Origin of the sequence: Arthrobacter koreensis (assembly GCF_009193255.1) — a bacterium.
Taxonomy (GTDB): Bacteria; Actinomycetota; Actinomycetes; order Actinomycetales; family Micrococcaceae; genus Arthrobacter_B; species Arthrobacter_B koreensis.
This window is the reverse complement of the sequence record NZ_WACG01000002.1, coordinates 71,260-87,582: the sequence shown is the minus strand read 5'-3', so window position 1 is coordinate 87,582 and position 16,323 is coordinate 71,260. Positions and strand designations below refer to the sequence as shown.

The following is a 16,323-nucleotide window of genomic DNA, read 5'->3' as shown; positions in this document are numbered from 1 at the left end:
CCTAGGCATCCAGGCACGCCGGTCCCAGCAGCACCTTGAGGTCGCCGAAGAGGGACGGCGTGGGGTTCACCCGAAGGTCCACGCCGAGTTTCATGACTTCGACAGTGCGGTTGCCGTTGAGCCGGATCTGTACCTCGGAGGTTCCGGGATGGGTCCGCAGCACGTCACCGAGCTGGGTCACCACGGTTTCGGTGGCCTTGTAGGTGGCCATCGAAATCACCACCGGACCGGAATGGCCCTCGCTGAGGTCCGGGACAGTCAGTTCCTGGGCGTTGAGCGTCACCGCGCCGTCGTCGCGCCGCTGCAGGCGTCCGCGTACGACGACGATCAGGTCCTCTGCCAGCACGGCGGCGATGGGGCCGTAGACCTGGCCGAAGAACATGACTTCCATGGAACCGGCGAGGTCCTCAATCTCGCAGCGGGCGTAGGCGTTGCCGCTGTTCTTGGCGATGCGGCGCTGCAGCGAGGTGATCATGCCGGCGATGGTCACGATCGATCCGTCCGGCGGGCCTTCCTCGCTGACGATCGAGGTGATGGAGGAGTCCGCGTGCTGGCTGAGGATTCCTTCCAGGCCCTGGAGCGGGTGGTCGGAGACGTACAGGCCCAGCATGTCCCGTTCGAAGGACAGTTTGTCCTTCTTCTCCCATTCGGGGAGGTCCGGGATATCGATGGAGATTGAATCTTCCGGCTCGGACTCCCCCATGCCCGCGAACAGGTCGAACTGGCCGACTGCCTCGTTGCGTTTGAGCACCACCACGGAGTCGATGGCTTCTTCGTGGATCATGGCCAGCGGACGCCGGGCGTGGCCCATCGAGTCGAAGGCGCCGGCTTTGATCAGCGATTCGATGGTGCGCTTGTTGCAGACAACGGCAGGAACCTTCATCAGGAAATCCTTGAAGTTGGTGTAAGCGCCCTTTTCCTCCCGGGCACCCACCATCGCCTGGACCACGTTGGTGCCAACGTTGCGGATGGCGCCCATGCCAAAGCGGATGTCCTTGCCCACCGGGGTGAAGTTCACCGAGGACTCGTTGACGTCCGGCGGCAGCACCGTAATGCCCATCTTGCGGCATTCGTTCAGGTACATGGCCAGCTTGTCCTTGTCATCACCCACGGAAGTGAGCAGGGCTGCCATGTATTCCGTGGGATAGTGCGCCTTCAGGAACGCGGTCCAGTAGGAGACCAGTCCGTACGCGGCGGAGTGTGCCTTGTTGAAGGCGTAGTCGGAGAACGGGAGCAGGATGTCCCAGAGGGCCTTGATGGCAGCCTCCGAGTATCCGCGCTCCACCATGCCGCCGTGGAAGCCTGCGTACTGCTTGTCCAGCTCGGACTTCTTCTTCTTGCCCATGGCACGGCGGAGGATGTCCGCCTGGCCGAGCGAGAAGCCGGCCACCTTCTGGGCGATCGCCATAACCTGTTCCTGGTAGACGATCAGGCCATAGGTGGTGTCCAGGATCTCCTTGAGCGGTTCTTCCAGCTCGGGGTGGATCGGAGTGATCTCCTGGACGCCGGTCTTGCGCAGGGCGTAGTTGGTGTGCGAGTTCGCACCCATGGGGCCCGGCCGGTACAGCGCGATAACAGCGGAAATGTCTTCGAAGTTATCCGGGCGCATCAGTTTCAGCAGGGACCGCATGGGCCCGCCGTCGAGCTGGAACACGCCCAGGGTGTCACCGCGGGCCAGGAGTTCGTAGGACTCCTTGTCATCGAGCTCCAGCTTCTCAAGGTCGAGGTCTACGTCCTTGTTGAGCTTTATGTTCTCAATCGCGTCCGAAATGATGGTCAGGTTCCGCAGGCCGAGGAAGTCCATCTTGATCAGGCCGAGGCCTTCGCAGGTCGGGTAGTCGAACTGCGTGATGATCTGGCCGTCCTGCTCCCGCTTCATGATCGGGATGATGTCGATCAGCGGATGCGAGGACATGATGACGCCGGCGGCGTGCACGCCCCACTGGCGCTTCAGCCCTTCCAGGCCGATCGCGGTTTCGAAGACGCGCTGGGAATCCGGATCGGTGGCCAGCAGCTCGCGCAGCTCTTCGGCTTCGCCGTAGCGCTTGGCTTCCTTGTTGTGGACGTCGGTCAGGGAGATGCCCTTGCCCATGACGTCCGGCGGCATTGCCTTGGTGAGGCGTTCACCGACGGAGAAGGGGTAGCCCATGACGCGGGAGGAGTCCTTCAGCGCCTGCTTGGCCTTGATGGTGCCGTAGGTGACGATCATGGACACCCGGTCCGCGCCGTACTTCTCGGTGACGTAGTGGATCACCTCGGAGCGGCGCCGATCATCGAAGTCGACGTCGAAGTCAGGCATCGACACACGGTCCGGGTTGAGGAACCGTTCGAAGATCAGACCGTGCGCCAGGGGGTTCAGGTCGGTGATGCGCATGGCGTACGCGACCATCGAACCTGCACCGGAGCCGCGGCCCGGACCCACGCGGATGCCGTTGTTCTTGGCCCAGTTGATGAAGTCGGCAACCACCAGGAAGTAGCCCGGGAAGCCCATCTGGGTGATGATGCCGATTTCGTATTCCGCCTGCTTGCGGACGTCGTCCGGGATGCCGTTCGGGAAACGGTACTGCAGCCCGGTTTCGACTTCCTTGACGAACCAGGATTCCTCGTTCTCCCCCGGCGGGCAGGGGAAGCGCGGCATGTAGCTGGCTTTGGTGTTGAACTCGACGTCGCAGCGCTCGGCAATAAGCAGGGTGTTGTCGCAGGCGTCGGGGTAGTCGCGGAACATGGCCCGCATTTCCGCCGGGGACTTGAGGTAGAACTCGTCGGCGTCGAACTTGAACCGCTTGGGGTCGGCAAGGGTGGAACCGGACTGCACGCACAGCAGCGCGGCATGCGCCTTGGCGTCCTCGGCGTGCGTGTAGTGGAGGTCATTGGTGGCAACCAGCGGCAGGTCCAGTTCGCGTGCCAGCTTGATCAGGTCCGCCTGGACGCTGCGCTCGATGTCCAGCCCGTGGTCCATGAGTTCACAGAAGAAGTTTTCCTTGCCGAAGATGTCCCGGAAGTCCGACGCCGCCTGCTTGGCTTCGTTGTAGAGTCCCAGGCGCAGCTTCGTCTGCACTTCGCCGGACGGACAGCCGGTGGTGGCGATCAGGCCCTTGCCGTAGGTCTGCAGCAGGTCCCGGTCCATGCGCGGCTTGTAGAGGTACCCTTCCAGCGAGGCCAGCGAAGACATCCGGAAGAGGTTGTGCATGCCTTCGGTGCTCTCGGCCCACATGGTCATGTGGGTGTAGGCACCGGCACCCGAGACGTCGTCGCGTCCGCCGCCGCCCCACTTCACACGGGTCTTGTCCTGACGGGCGGTGCCCGGCGTCAGGTAGGCCTCGACGCCGATGATCGGCTTGATGCCGGAGTTCCGTGCCTTGTTCCAAAAGTCGAACGCACCGAAGACGAACCCATGGTCCGTGGTGGCCAGGGCATTCATCCCCAGCTCATCGGCGTGGCTGAACAGGTCGGTCAGGCGCGCTGCCCCGTCCAGCATCGAGTATTCGGTGTGATTGTGAAGGTGGACAAACGATTTAGACGTACCAGTTGCTGAAGCCACCTAACCATTCTAGGCGCCGCCGGAAGACTCAGATATCTCCGCGGGCCAGCGCGTCGAGTGCGTACTGCAGGTCCTGGGGGTAGTCGGAGGTGTACTCGACCCATTCCCCGCTACCGGGATGGGTGAAACCAAGCTTCCGGGCATGCAGCCACTGCCGGGTCAGTCCCAGCTCCGCTGCCAAACGCGGGTCCGCGCCATAGGTCAGGTCCCCGGCGCACGGATGGCGCAGGGCGGAGAAGTGCACGCGGATCTGGTGGGTCCGGCCCGTCTCCAGGTGGACTTCCACCAGGGAGGCACGGCCGAAGGCCTCCAGCACCTTGTAGTGCGTCACGGAGTTCCGGCCCTCATCGACGACGGCGAACCGCCAGTCGTGCCCCGGGTGCCGGCCGATCGGGGCATCGATGGTGCCCTCCAGCGGGTCCGGCAGGCCCTGGACCAGCGCGTGGTATTCCTTTTCCACGGTGCGGTCGCGGAAGGCCTGCTTCAGGAGGGCGTAGGCATGTTCGGTCTTGGCGACCACCATGACGCCGGAGGTTCCGACGTCGAGCCGGTGGACAATGCCCTGCCGCTCCCCCGCCCCGGAGGTGGAGATCCGGTAGCCTGCGGCTGCCAGGGCGCCCACGACGGTGGGCCCAACCCAGCCGGGAGAGGGATGGGCGGCCACCCCAACCGGCTTGTCAATCACCACGAGGTGCTCATCGTCGCCAAGGATCCTGAGATCATCCACAGGCTCGACGACGACGGCCAGCGGGTCCGGCTGTTCAGGGACGTCCGCGGCGACGCTGTCACCGGCATGCAGCCGGTCAGACTTTGCCAGCGGCCGTCCGCCCCGGGTAAGCCAGCCCTCGGCACACCAGCCGGCGGCGGTGGAGCGGGAGACATCCAGCAGTTCGGCCAGAGCGGCGTCTGCACGGACCCCCTGGTGTTCCTCCCCGATGGTGAAGCGTTCATGGATTTCAGGCATCAGTGCTGTCCTTGCCTGCGGCTGCACGGGTTCCGTCCATGTTGATGCCGCGAAGAGTCAGCAGGCACACCAGGATGACGCCCGAGACAACGCAGGAATCCGCGATGTTGAAGATGGCAAAGTTGGGGAAAGCGATGAAGTCCACCACGTGGCCCTGACCGAATGAGGGTTCCCGGAACAGCCGGTCGGTGAGGTTCCCCACGGCCCCGCCAAGCACGAGTCCCAGGGCGACGGACCAGGCGGCAGAACGCAGCCTGAACATCAGGTAGATGAGGAAGCCGGACACCAGGACCATGATGATGGTGAAGATCCAGGTGTAGTCGGTCCCGATGGAGAACGCCGCTCCGGGGTTCCGAATGAAGTGCCAGCGCAGCAGGGGCGGCAGGACGTCCGTGACCTGTCCCTCGGTCATCGTGGCAACTACCCAGATCTTGGTGAGCTGGTCAAAAACCCAGGCGGCGAATGCGACGAGCGCCATGACCAGGGCATAGCGCGTCAGGGCTGCTTTGGGCCGCGCGGGCGGCTGGGGCTGGGGGGCTGGAGCCGAGCTTGAATCAGTCATGGTGCTTTCGGGAGTCGGACGGAACAGTTGCCGGGAATGGCCGGTTCTGAACAGGCGGTGCAACAGCATGGGCCGGTGGCCGGGAGATCCCGGCCACCGGCCCATGTCTCTGTCACCAGTCTAATCCTGATTCATATCCGTCCAGGCGGAAACGACTAGCTGTACGCGCTCTAAGCGTCCGCGGTCTCCGAGGCTACCGAGCCGCGGGAGTCGAGGTCACGCAGCTGGCCTTCGATGTACGCCTTGAGGCGTGAGCGGTAATCCCGCTCGAAGCCGCGCAGCTGCTCCACCTTGCGCTCCAGCAGTGCTTTCTGCTGTTCGAGGGAGCTGAGAATCTTGCGGCTCTTCTCCTGTGCTTCGGTGACCAGTCCGCTGGCTTCGATCTGTGCCTCGGCAATGATCTTGTCGCGCTGCTCAACGCCGGCGCTGACGTAATCGTCGTGCATCTTCTGGGCCATGGCCAGGATGCCTGCGGCGGACTCGGCCGTGTTGGCGGAGGCGGCGGGCTCGGCGGCGCGGGGAGCTTCGGCCTTGGGCTCTTCGGCCTTCGGTGCCGGAGCCGGCTCGGGCTTCTTCTCTTCCTTGACAGGCTGGGACACCTGCTCGGTCTTTGCAGCCGCAGAAACCGGGGCGGGAACCTGGTTGCCAGCAGGAGCGTCAGCCACTGCCTCGGCGAGCTGCCGGCGCAGGTCCTCGTTCTCGGCATTCAGCCGGCGGAGTTCCACGACGATTTCGTCGAGGAAGTCATCCACCTCATCCTGGTCGTAGCCTTCACGGAACTTAGTCGGCTGGAACCGCTTATTGACTACATCTTCTGGCGTCAGGGCCATCTGGTCACCTCATACTGGTTATCAGGCCGGCCTGCCCTTGGGCAGTGAGCCTAGTTACAGAATCTCGAACATAAAATCAGGGATCATTTCAATATAATTTTCACATTATATCTTTTGCGAACCGATATCGAACCAACCCCTCGCCTGCCTAGCGAACGGCTGCTGCCCACACGATCTGCATGGCAATGCTTACCACGATGAACAGCAGCAGAAACGCCAGGTCAAGGGAGATCCCTCCCAGGCGCAGCGGCGGAATAATCCGCCTCAATGCCCGGATGGGAGGGTCCGTGGCCCCGTAAACCGCGGTAGCCAGGACCAGTGCGGCCCCCTTGGGACGCCACTGACGGGCAAACATCTGCACCGCGTCATAAACGATGCGCAGGATCAGGGCGAGCTGAAAGAGCATCAGCACCAGGTACAGCAGGGCAAAAATAATACTCACGCGTGTTGTCGTTTCCGCCGTAGGAGAACGGCTGCCCGCTCCGCCCCGGAGGGGCGGCGGCTAGCTCTGGTTGAAGAAAGTGGACTGGGACTCGCTGACCTTCTTGTCATCCCCCAGCACCTCGACGTAGGACGGCGATAGCAGGAAGACCTTGTTGGTCACCCGTTCGATGGTACCGCGCAACCCGAACACAAGTCCCGCGGAGAAGTCCACGAGGCGCTTGGCGTCCGCTTCTCCCATGTCGGTGACGTTCATGATGACCGGAATCCCGTCGCGGAAACTCTCGCCGATGATCTTGGCGTCATTGTAGGAACGGGGATGGACAGTAGTGATTTGCCGCAAACCTGCCACGTCTTCCTTTGCCGATGAGGGGGCACGCTTGATGGGAGTTACCGGAGCACGGTATTCCTCCACCGCGGTCTTGCGCTCGGGCTGGGACGGCGCTGCCGGCTCGCGGTCCTGCCGCTCGTTTTCCGGTGCCCGTTCCTCTTCCCTGGCGGGTGCCTCGCGGACAGGCTTCTGCTCGTCCTCGTAAAGCTCATCGCCATCGGCGAGCCCAAGGTAGATCATCGTCCTGCGCATTGCGCCAGCCATGGTTGCTCCTTCAGTCCTTCAGCGTCCCGCGTTATCCAGTGGTACCCAGTGATTTTGCAGTGTTACCCCTGCCGTCTTTGACGCTACCCCACAGCGGGGCGGGGACCGAGAACATCCGAGCCAATCCGCAGGTGTGTCGCGCCGTGCGCCACTGCGGCTTCGAGATCCTGGCTCATGCCGGCGGAGATACCCGCAGCCTGCGGATAGCGGGCCGTGAGGTCGGCGGAGAGTTCCTGGAGGCGCCCAAAGGCCTCTGCCGGATCCCCGCCGAGCGGCGCAACGGCCATGAGTCCGGCAAGGGACAGCCCGGGATCTGCCGAGACCGCCGCAGCGAGCTCCAGCATGTCCGCGGGGCGGGCCCCGCCGCGGCCGGGCTCGAGGTCCTCCGCGGCGCGCAGATCGAGCTGCAGGTAGCAGTCCAGCGGCGCCCTTTCCGGCTCTCCCGCTTCGGTGCGCCGGCGGTTCTCGGCGGCCATTGCCTTGCCCAGTGCCGCCACAAGCCCGGGCCGGTCCACGGAGTGCACAGCGGAGGCGTACCGGACCACTGATTTGGCCTTATTGGTCTGCAGCTGCCCAATGAAGTGCCAGCGCAGATCTGATCCAGCCAGCCCTGCGGCCTTGGCCTCGGCTTCCTGGGCCTTGTTCTCGCCCACGTCCCGCACTCCGAGCCCCGCCAGCAGGGCGACGTCGGAAGCCGGAAAGTACTTCGTGACAACGATGAGTTCCGGTTCAGTGCGGCCTAGGGCCGCTGCGGCGATGCGGTGCCGGACCCGCTCGAGGCGGCGCTGCAGGTCTGCTGCACGGTCAGTGGTGGTGCTCATTGCTTCCTCGATGGTGCTGTATTCCGTTGGGCCGGGGCCGGGTCACCGGGGCTGCCAGATGAGTCCGGCGAACCGGCCCGTGGGGGCATCCCGGCGGTGGGAGAAGAGCCGCGGTTCTTCCATGGTGCATCCGGGGACCATCTGGACGGATACATCCTGGGACAGCAGCTGGTTGCGGGCTGCTGCAGGCAGGTCCAGCGCCGGTGTCCCCCAGCTGGTCCTGGAAGACGCGCCGGGAAGGTGGGCTGCCTGTCCAAGCATTTCTTTCGGAACCTCGTAGCATTTGCCGCACACCGCGGGGCCGATCCACGCCTGGATTCCGGTGGCGCCGGCGTCGCGGAGGGCAGTGACCGTATGTGTCAGGATGCCGTCCAGCAGGCCGCGCCGGCCCGCGTGTGCTGCCGCGCTGACCGCGCCGTCCGGCCCCGTCCCGGCAAAAACCACCGGCAGGCAGTCGGCTACCATAACGGCCAGCGGGGCGGAGCCGTCCGGGCTGAGGAGTGCATCCGCCACCGGGACCTCCCCTGCCGCGGGAAGGCCATGCACCAGGGCCACGTCTGCTGAGTGGACCTGTTCCATGAACCGCAGCGACTCCGGCTGCACGTCCATCCGCTGTTCCAGCTGGGACCTGCGCCGGCGCACTTGGGCGGGATCATCCCCAACATGCAGCGCGAGGTTGCCCGCCGATGTATCGGTGAAAGCTACGCGGAACCCCGCAGGGCCCTGCCCTTCCCACCAAAACATACGATCAGACAACCTCGCGCCCGTACTGGTCTCACTTGAGGAAATCAGGAACGTCCAGGTCGTCCTGGCGCCCCGCGCTGAGGTCTGGCTCCACCACGGCGGGCAGGTCGACGTCGAACCCGGCATCGGCAGGTACGGTCTGCGGGCGCTGGGCCCAGGCCGAGTTCCCCGTTCCGGCAGCAGCGGCAGCTGCGGCCGGAGAGGTGAGCGGCTGCTCAGCAGGCTTGGCCGAAGCGGGCTGCGAGGTGACATCCACCTGGTCGAAGCCGGCGGCGATCACGGTCACGCGGGCCTCATCTCCCAGCGCATCGTCAATGACGGCGCCGAAGATGATGTTGGCCTCCGGGTGGGCGACTTCCTGCACCAGGCGCGCGGCTTCGTTGATCTCGAACAGGCCGAGGTCGGAGCCGCCCTGGATGGACAGCAGGACGCCGTGTGCACCGTCAATGGAGGCTTCGAGCAGCGGGGAGGCGATAGCCAGCTCGGCTGCCTTCACTGCTCGGTCCTCGCCGCGGGCGGAACCAATGCCCATCAGTGCGGAGCCTGCGCCCTGCATCACGGACTTTACGTCGGCGAAGTCGAGGTTGATCAGGCCGGGGGTCGTGATCAGGTCGGTGATGCCCTGGACACCGGACAGCAGCACCTGGTCCGCGGAACGGAAGGCGTCCAGCATCGAGACGTTGCGGTCGCTGATCGATAGCAGGCGGTCGTTCGGGATGACGATCAGGGTATCGACTTCGTCCCGCAGGGTATCGATGCCGGATTCAGCCTGGTTGGAGCGGCGGCGGCCTTCGAAGGTGAAGGGACGCGTCACCACGCCGATGGTCAGGGCGCCGAGGGAACGGGCGATCCGGGCCACGACGGGTGCACCGCCGGTGCCGGTGCCGCCGCCTTCGCCTGCGGTCACGAAGACCATGTCCGCTCCGCGCAGCACCTCTTCGATTTCCTCGGCGTGGTCCTCTGCAGCCTTGCGGCCCACCTCGGGATCGGCTCCGGCGCCCAGGCCGCGGGTCAGTTCACGTCCGACGTCAAGCTTCACGTCGGCGTCGCTCATCAGCAGCGCCTGGGCATCTGTATTGATGGCAATGAATTCGACTCCGCGGAGTCCGACGTCGATCATTCGGTTGACGGCATTCACGCCGCCGCCGCCGATGCCGACGACCTTGATGACGGCCAAGTAATTCTGCGGTGCTGCCACGTCCTGTGTCCCTTGTTCGAATCTGTGCAACTGATCAATGCGGCCGGGTATGCCCCGGCCAAAACCTTCAACCGAACAACCTTAACCCTCGACTTGAGGGTTATAGTTATGTCAAGTACTGCTCTAACCACGACGCTATGGGGCGCCGGATGCTTCCGCAATTACCGTTCCGCGCGTGTCGGTCAGAAACTTCACGGGTGTTTTGCGGCTGGAAGCTCACCGGGTCACCGGCCGGTTCGGGGTGCTCACATCGAACACCGAAACCGGCGGGTCAGCTGGAGGCATCAGCAGCAGGGCCTCAAGTGCCCTGGCCTTCGCCGCGTTCGCATCCGCGCTTCCCCAGAATACCGTCTGCCCGCCGGTGAGCTTGAGCTCCACCGAGTCCACTGTCTGCGCCGATGCGTGGTCCAGCATTCCCAGCACGTTCGGCGGAAGGGCGGCCAGCACCGCGGTAACCGTCGGGAAGACGGAACTATTGACCGCTTCCGTGCCGCCGTCAATCAGCGGCAGTGCTGCCTGGCCCCTCTCCCCCACGGACTTGAGCTGGCGGCCCTGCTCATCGATGAGCAGGAACTCGCTGCCGTTCTGCAGCACTGCCACCGGAACCCGTTCGGTGACCGTGACCACCAGGTCCGACGGCGGCACGGCGGTCACCTTCACCGACTCGACCTCCGGCCGGTCTCCCAGCAGTGCTCCGGCGTCGGAGTCCGAGATGAGGGCCAGCGGCGTGCCCAGCAGCGGAGACAGTGCGGCTTCGGCTTCCTGCGTGGCCAGCAGTGTATTGCCTTCCACCCGGAGGTTCTTCAGGGCCAGCGCCGGAGAGAAGAACACCACGAAGAACAGCGCCGCAAGCAGCACTGCAGCAATTCCCGAGCCCACCAGGACGTATCGCCGGCGCCGGCGGGCGGGTGGTTCGGGGAAAGCCAGGACGCTGGCCTCGGGCTGCCCGGCAGTCCCGCCCGGCTCCGTTCCTCCGTCCGTGCCGGAAAGCCCGGGCTCGTCGAAGGCATCCCGTGTCGCGGAGATGACGGTGTCCGGATGTCCCGAGGCGCCCGGACGGATCTCGTGAATCTGTGCGTCCCGCGTGCCGAGGACTTCAACCTTGGCGGAATTGGCTGCGCTGCGCGCTGGCTGGGCACGGTCGGGGTGCGTGCCCGGGCTGGATACGCGGGGTCCGGTGGCTGCCGCCGGCGGACGGCGGGGTTTCCTACCCGGCATCCGGGCCGCTCCCCCCGGAATCGTGGCTTCCCAGGGCCGCTACCAGCGCGGATCCGTACTGGGTCACGTCCCCGGCGCCAACCGTCAGCACGATGTCCCCGGAGACCGCCCGGCCGGCAATCTCCCGGACGGCGGTGCCGGCGTCGGAGGCCACGGCGGATGGCGTCTTCAGGCGTGCGGTGATCAGTTCCGAGGTGACACCCGGAATAGGGTCCTCCCGGGCGGGATAGATGGGCAGGACGGTGACCGAATCTGCCAGATCGAGTGCCTGTGCGAACTCGGCCGCGAAGTTGCGGGTCCGGCTAAACAGGTGAGGCTGGAAAAGGACATGGACGGCATGGCTGCCGGCAACGGCCCGCGCTGCCTGCAGGGCCGCCGCCACCTCGGTCGGGTGGTGGGCATAGTCATCGAAGACGCGCACTCCGCGAGCCTCGCCCTTGGGTTCGAAGCGGCGCGCCGCTCCAGAGAAGGTACCCAGGCCGCGTGCGGCCGCATCCGGGTCAACCCCCAGGGCCAGCGCGACGGTGAAGGCGGCAGCGGCGTTGAGCACGTTGTGCCGGCCCGGCACCTGCAGCTCCAGCCGTTGCTCGCGGTCCCGGTGGTCGTGGCGGAAGTGCAGCGTGCTGGCGCTCCGGCGCCCATCCGACTCGGTCCCTGAGATGCGGACGTCCGCGTCCGCGGAGTACCCGTAGGTGCGAACCGGTGATCCCACGTTCCGCGCCAGCAGGTCACGCACGCCGGGATCATCCGCGCAGGCAACCAGGACGCCGTCTTCGGGCAGCAGTTCAACAAAACGGTCAAAGGAGGCAAAGACCGCCTCGGCTGTGCCGTAGTGGTCCAGGTGGTCCGCCTCGACGTTGGTTATGACGGAAATGCGGGGTGAGTAGTTCAGGAACGAGCCGTCCGACTCGTCGGCTTCGGCAACGAACATCTGCCCCGAACCGGCAGCAGCGTTGACGCCGAGTGCCGCGACATCGCCGCCGATGGCAAAGGAAGGATCAAGTCCGGCTTCGCGGAGCAGGACGGTGATCATCGCCGTCGTCGTGGTCTTGCCGTGCGTACCGGCGACGGCAACCACCTCCCGGCCCTCCATTGCGGCAGCCAGGGCCTCGGAACGGTGGAGGACACGGATGCCGGCGGCTTCGGCTGCCGCGAGCTCGGGGTTGTCGGCACGGATGGCCGTGGAAACAACCACGGTGCGCGCACCGGCGATGTTGGCTGCGTCATGGCCCACATGCACGTCGGCGCCCAGTGCCTCAAGGGCACGCAGGCCGGCGGAATCGCGGGCATCGGATCCGGACACCTCTATGCCGCGGCCGAGCATGACGCGGGCGACGGCGGACATGCCGGCACCCCCGAGGCCAATGAAGTGGACCCGGCCCAGGTCTTCCAGCAACAGGGCGCTCATGCGTCTTTCCGTTCCGCTGCCTCAACGATGAGCTCAGCCATTCGGGTGTCCGCGTCGCGGATACCGCGTGCGGCGGAGGCTTCCGCCATGGTCTTTAGTGCCTGGGGATCCTTCAGCAGCGGAATAATGTTCGCGCTGATCCACTCGGGGGTGAACTGCGAGTCCCGCACCAGCAGTGCGCCGCCGGCATCGACCAGCCCGGCCGCGTTCAGCGCCTGTTCGCCGTTCCCGTGCGGCAGCGGAACCAGCACGGCCGGAAGGCCGACGGCGGAGATTTCGCTGACCGTTCCGGCGCCGGAGCGGGCCAGCAGCAGGTCCGCGGCGGCGTAGGCCAGTTCCATGCCGTCTACGTATTCCACCTGACGGTACAGCGGGGCGGTCAGTGCCTTGCCCTCGGCATCTGCGGCCGCCTTTCCGCGGCCGGTGACGTGAAGGGTCTGGATGCCTGCGGCGGCCAGTTCGGGGAGGGCGGCGGTGACAGCGGCGTTGATGCTCGCAGCACCGGAGGAACCTCCAGTCACTACCAGCGTGGGCAGGTCCTGTTCCAGTCCCAGCGCCGCACGGGCATCATGCCGGGCTGCTTCGCGGTCAAGTCCGGAGATTTCCCGGCGCATGGGCATACCCACCCAGCGGGCACCGGCAAGTTTGGTCTCTTCAAAGGCGACTCCCACGACCGCCGCGTTCTTGGCCCCCACCCGGTTGGCCAGCCCCGGACGGGCGTTGGCCTCATGCACCACCACGGGGATCCGGCGCTTACGGGCGGCCAGGTACACGGGAGTGGACACGTAACCTCCCACGCCCAGAACGACGTCGGCCGCTGCGGCGTCCAGGATCTCCCCTGCCTGCCGCACCGCGCGGGCCAGACGCGCGGGAAGGCGAGCGAGGTCGCCACTGGGCCGGCGGGGCATGGGGACGCGGTCGATGACGGCCAGCTCATAGCCCGCTGCCGGAACCAGCCGGGTTTCCATGCCCGCGGAAGTGCCCACCACTTTGATGCGGGCATCGGGCCGCAGCTGTCTCACGGCGTTCGCTATGGCAAGCAGCGGGCTGATGTGCCCTGCTGTGCCGCCGCCGGCGAGGACTACTGAAAGTGGGGACTGCGTCATGGAGCTGCTGGTTCTCTCTCGGGGATAGTGCGTGCAAAGGACAAAAGGACTCCGACTGCGGCGAGGGTGAACGTCAGGGACGAACCGCCGTAGGAGATGAAGGGCAGCGGGACGCCGATCACGGGAAGCAGCCCGGTCACCATCGCGATGTTCACGGCGGCCTGGCCAATGATCCAGACGAGGATGCAGCCGCAGACAATGCGGATGAACGGCTGCGTGTGGCGCATGGTCACCCGGACCGTGGCCACTGCAAGGATACCGAACAGCACCAGCACCACCAGGGTGCCGAGGAGTCCGAACTCTTCGCCGATGATGGCAAAGATGAAGTCATTGTGGGCTTCCGGGATCCAGTTCCATTTCTGCCGGCTCTGGCCGATGCCGACGCCGAACCAGCCGCCCGAGGCCAGGGCGTACATCCCGGCATTGGCCTGGTCACAGAGGCCTGCCGAACAATCCAGCTGCAGCCAGGCACTGATGCGGCTGGTCCGGTTGCCGCTGGCAATCGAGGAAACGATCGCGGCTGCGCCGGCAGCCAGGCTGAGCAGCCCGAGCAGTTTCAGCCGGGCACCGGCGAAGAACAGCGCCGCGAGCATGATCAGGCCCATGATGATCACCGTGCCGAGGTCATGCCCCAGCAGCACCAGGCCGATCAGCAGGCCGCCGCCCGGCAGAACCGGAATCAGGGCATGCTTCCAGTCGGCTATGAGGGGCCCCTTGCGGGAGAGCACGGCGGCGAACCAGACCGCCATGGCAAGCTTCGCAGCTTCGGAGGGCTGGCCCGTGACCGGGCCGAACGCCAGCCAGTTCTTGTTGCCGTTGACTTCCACGCCGATGAAGAGCACCAGGACCAGCAGGAGGGCTGCGGCGCCGAGTGCGAGCCACGCGATGGCCCGGTAGAAGCGCGGACCAAACCGCGAGAGTCCGAGCATCAGCACGATGCCGATGGCGGCAAACATCAGCTGCTTGATGAAGAGATCGAATTCGGTGGCGGCTTCGGCGTCCCCCGCGGCGGCGGCGATGGCCTCAACGGAAGACGCGGAGAGCACCATCATGAGCCCGATAGCAGTCAGCGCGAGCGTGGTGCCCAGGATCATGTAGTAGCTGGATCCGGTCGCCTTGGAGCCGCTGCCCTCAAGCAGGACCATGAAGGCCGTAAACCGTTCCCCAAGCCGCAGGCCCCGTTTCTTCGGCGGGACCGCTCCGGCACCTGAACCGGCGGGCGCACTTCCGGCGGCGCCGGCTCGGCCGGCTGTACCGGCGGGTCCTGCAGCCGAGGGGCCGGGCCGTGTGCCTGCCGGGCGCCGTCGCGCCGTCGGCTTGCGGCCCTTGCCCGTGGACGTGGTCACCATCTACGGCTCCTTGGTGGTCTGCGCCTGCCCTTCCACGTATCCGCGGACAGCTTCAATGAAGGCCTCGCCCCGGTGGGCGTAGGAGCGGAACTGGTCCATGGACGCCGAGGCCGGTGCCATGAGGACCGTGTCCCCTGCCTGTGCCGCGCCGGCCGCTGCGGCCACGGCCTGGACCATGACGGCTTCGCCGGTGGGCGTTCCTTCCTCTCCAGTGTCCGCCTGCCGGGCTTCAATTACCGGCACATCGGAAGCGTGTCGGGCCAATGCGGCACGAAGCTGCGATGAATCGGAACCGATGAGCACGACGGCACGCAGGCGGTTGGCGTTGGCGGCGACCAGCTCGTCGTAGGTGACGCCCTTGGACAGCCCGCCGGCAATCCAGACGACGCTCCCGAAGGCGGCCAGCGAGGCAGCCGCAGCATGCGGGTTGGTGGCCTTGGAGTCATTGACCCAGAGGATGTCATTGAGCTTGGCCACCGGTTCAATCCGGTGCCCGCCCGGGGCATAGTTCCGCAGCCCGTCGCGCACCGCAACCGGTTCGACGCCGAAGGCACGCACCAGTGCCGCGGCGGCGAGGGCGTCAGCGGCGAGGTGGCGCGGCGCGCTGTCGCCCAGATCGTCCAGGGACGCCAGTTCGGCGGCGGCATTGCGGCGTTCCTCGATGAAGGCGCGGTCCACCAGGAGCCCTTCGACTATTCCCACCATGCTGATCGCCGGAGTGCCGGTGGTGAAGCCCACCGCACGGCATCCCTCCACCACGTCCGCGTCTTCGACCATGCGCTCGGTCTCGGCCTGTTCAGCGTTGTAGATGCAGGCAACCCGGGTGTTGGCGTAAACCTTCGCCTTGTCCGACCGGTAGGCGTCATAGCTGCCGTGCCAGTCCACGTGGTCTTCTGCGATGTTCAGGCAGACGCTGGCCAGCGGCGACACCGTATGGGTCCAGTGCAGCTGGAAACTTGAGAGTTCGACGGCGATCGCGTCCCAGCCCTGCGGGTCGCGGATGGCGTCCAGGATCGGTGTGCCCACGTTGCCTGCGGCAATGGCCCGGAGTCCGGCTGCGCGCAGCATGGACTCGGTCATGCCCACCGTGGTGGTCTTGCCGTTGGTGCCGGTAATGGCCAGCCAGGGAGCCGTGGGGCGGCCCTCGCGGATGCGCACCCGCCAGGCCAGCTCAACGTCGCCCCAGATCGGAATCCCGGCGTCCGCGGCTGCCGCGAGGACGGGATGCGTGGGCCGGAGTCCGGGTGAGGTGACCACGAGTTCGGGCTGTTCGCCGTCGACCGTCGAGAGCCCGTCCATGGCTCCGGCACCCAAGCGGACATCCGCGGCGCCGACGATCTTCAGCGTGTCTGCCTTGCCCCTGTTTTCCTCGGAGTCGGCGCCGTCCACGACGACCACGCGGGCACCAAGCTCAATCAGGGTGTCCGCTGCCGAGAACCCGGACAGGCCGATTCCCGTTACCAGGACCCTCAGGCCCTTCCAATTGGAGTCCCACGTGGTCAGGCTGTCCAGCCGGGGATTCGAAGCGTTCGATGCGGAGGCGATG

The 16,323-nt window shown here is 65.9% G+C and carries 14 protein-coding genes; all 14 read right to left on the bottom strand.

Annotated features, from left to right (window positions below; translation table 11 throughout):
• Position 1 precedes the first annotated feature (1 nt).
• The 14 genes from dnaE to murD all read right to left on the bottom strand — a co-directional run bounded on the left by dnaE (position 2) and on the right by murD (position 16,322).
• Positions 2 to 3,541 (bottom strand): DNA polymerase III subunit alpha, encoded by a 3,540-nt coding sequence (dnaE, locus tag GD628_RS07360; RefSeq protein ID WP_152274295.1) that lies wholly within the window; start codon positions 3,539 to 3,541, stop codon positions 2 to 4.
• A gap of 28 nt (positions 3,542 to 3,569) precedes the next feature.
• On the bottom strand, positions 3,570 to 4,505 hold the full coding sequence (locus GD628_RS07355; protein ID WP_193313219.1) for an RluA family pseudouridine synthase: 936 nt from the start codon (positions 4,503 to 4,505) through the stop codon (positions 3,570 to 3,572).
• Positions 4,498 to 5,067, bottom strand: coding sequence for a signal peptidase II (gene lspA, locus GD628_RS07350; protein WP_091605985.1), 570 nt, complete (start codon positions 5,065 to 5,067; stop codon positions 4,498 to 4,500). The genes GD628_RS07355 and lspA overlap by 8 nt, the downstream gene beginning before the upstream one ends.
• Before the next feature lie 170 nt (positions 5,068 to 5,237).
• Positions 5,238 to 5,897 carry a DivIVA domain-containing protein gene (locus GD628_RS07345; RefSeq protein ID WP_091605626.1) on the bottom strand — a complete coding sequence of 220 codons (660 nt, stop codon included), beginning with the start codon at positions 5,895 to 5,897 and terminating at the stop codon, positions 5,238 to 5,240.
• A gap of 148 nt (positions 5,898 to 6,045) precedes the next feature.
• Positions 6,046 to 6,339 (bottom strand): YggT family protein, encoded by a 294-nt coding sequence (locus GD628_RS07340; RefSeq protein ID WP_091605629.1) that lies wholly within the window; start codon positions 6,337 to 6,339, stop codon positions 6,046 to 6,048.
• A gap of 60 nt (positions 6,340 to 6,399) precedes the next feature.
• Positions 6,400 to 6,933 (bottom strand): cell division protein SepF, encoded by a 534-nt coding sequence (locus tag GD628_RS07335; protein ID WP_091605632.1) that lies wholly within the window; start codon positions 6,931 to 6,933, stop codon positions 6,400 to 6,402.
• A gap of 83 nt (positions 6,934 to 7,016) precedes the next feature.
• Positions 7,017 to 7,754: a YggS family pyridoxal phosphate-dependent enzyme gene (locus GD628_RS07330; RefSeq protein ID WP_152274294.1), complete on the bottom strand. Its 738-nt coding sequence runs from the start codon at positions 7,752 to 7,754 to the stop codon at positions 7,017 to 7,019.
• Between the two features lie 42 nt (positions 7,755 to 7,796).
• Positions 7,797 to 8,498, bottom strand: a complete 702-nt coding sequence (locus GD628_RS07325) for a purine nucleoside phosphorylase YfiH/LACC1 family protein (protein ID WP_152274293.1) — start codon at positions 8,496 to 8,498, stop codon at positions 7,797 to 7,799.
• 31 nt (positions 8,499 to 8,529) lie between these two features.
• Entirely contained in the window at positions 8,530 to 9,696 is a 1,167-nt protein-coding gene (gene ftsZ / locus GD628_RS07320) for a cell division protein FtsZ (RefSeq protein WP_091605641.1), read from the bottom strand.
• Positions 9,697 to 9,912: 216 nt separating this feature from the next.
• Entirely contained in the window at positions 9,913 to 10,914 is a 1,002-nt protein-coding gene (locus tag GD628_RS07315; protein WP_152274292.1) for a cell division protein FtsQ/DivIB, read from the bottom strand.
• Positions 10,904 to 12,322 (bottom strand): UDP-N-acetylmuramate--L-alanine ligase, encoded by a 1,419-nt coding sequence (gene murC, locus GD628_RS07310; protein WP_152274291.1) that lies wholly within the window; start codon positions 12,320 to 12,322, stop codon positions 10,904 to 10,906. The genes GD628_RS07315 and murC overlap by 11 nt, the downstream gene beginning before the upstream one ends.
• Positions 12,319 to 13,428: an undecaprenyldiphospho-muramoylpentapeptide beta-N-acetylglucosaminyltransferase gene (gene murG / locus GD628_RS07305; protein WP_152274290.1), complete on the bottom strand. Its 1,110-nt coding sequence runs from the start codon at positions 13,426 to 13,428 to the stop codon at positions 12,319 to 12,321. The genes murC and murG overlap by 4 nt, the downstream gene beginning before the upstream one ends.
• The gene (gene ftsW, locus GD628_RS07300; protein WP_091605653.1) at positions 13,425 to 14,777 is read right to left on the bottom strand and encodes a putative lipid II flippase FtsW; all 1,353 of its coding nucleotides are present in this window, start codon (positions 14,775 to 14,777) and stop codon (positions 13,425 to 13,427) included. Before ftsW ends, murG begins: the two co-directional genes overlap by 4 nt.
• On the bottom strand, positions 14,778 to 16,322 hold the full coding sequence (gene murD, locus GD628_RS07295) for a UDP-N-acetylmuramoyl-L-alanine--D-glutamate ligase (RefSeq protein WP_152274584.1): 1,545 nt from the start codon (positions 16,320 to 16,322) through the stop codon (positions 14,778 to 14,780). It abuts the gene before it with no gap.
• Position 16,323: the final 1 nt, after the last annotated feature.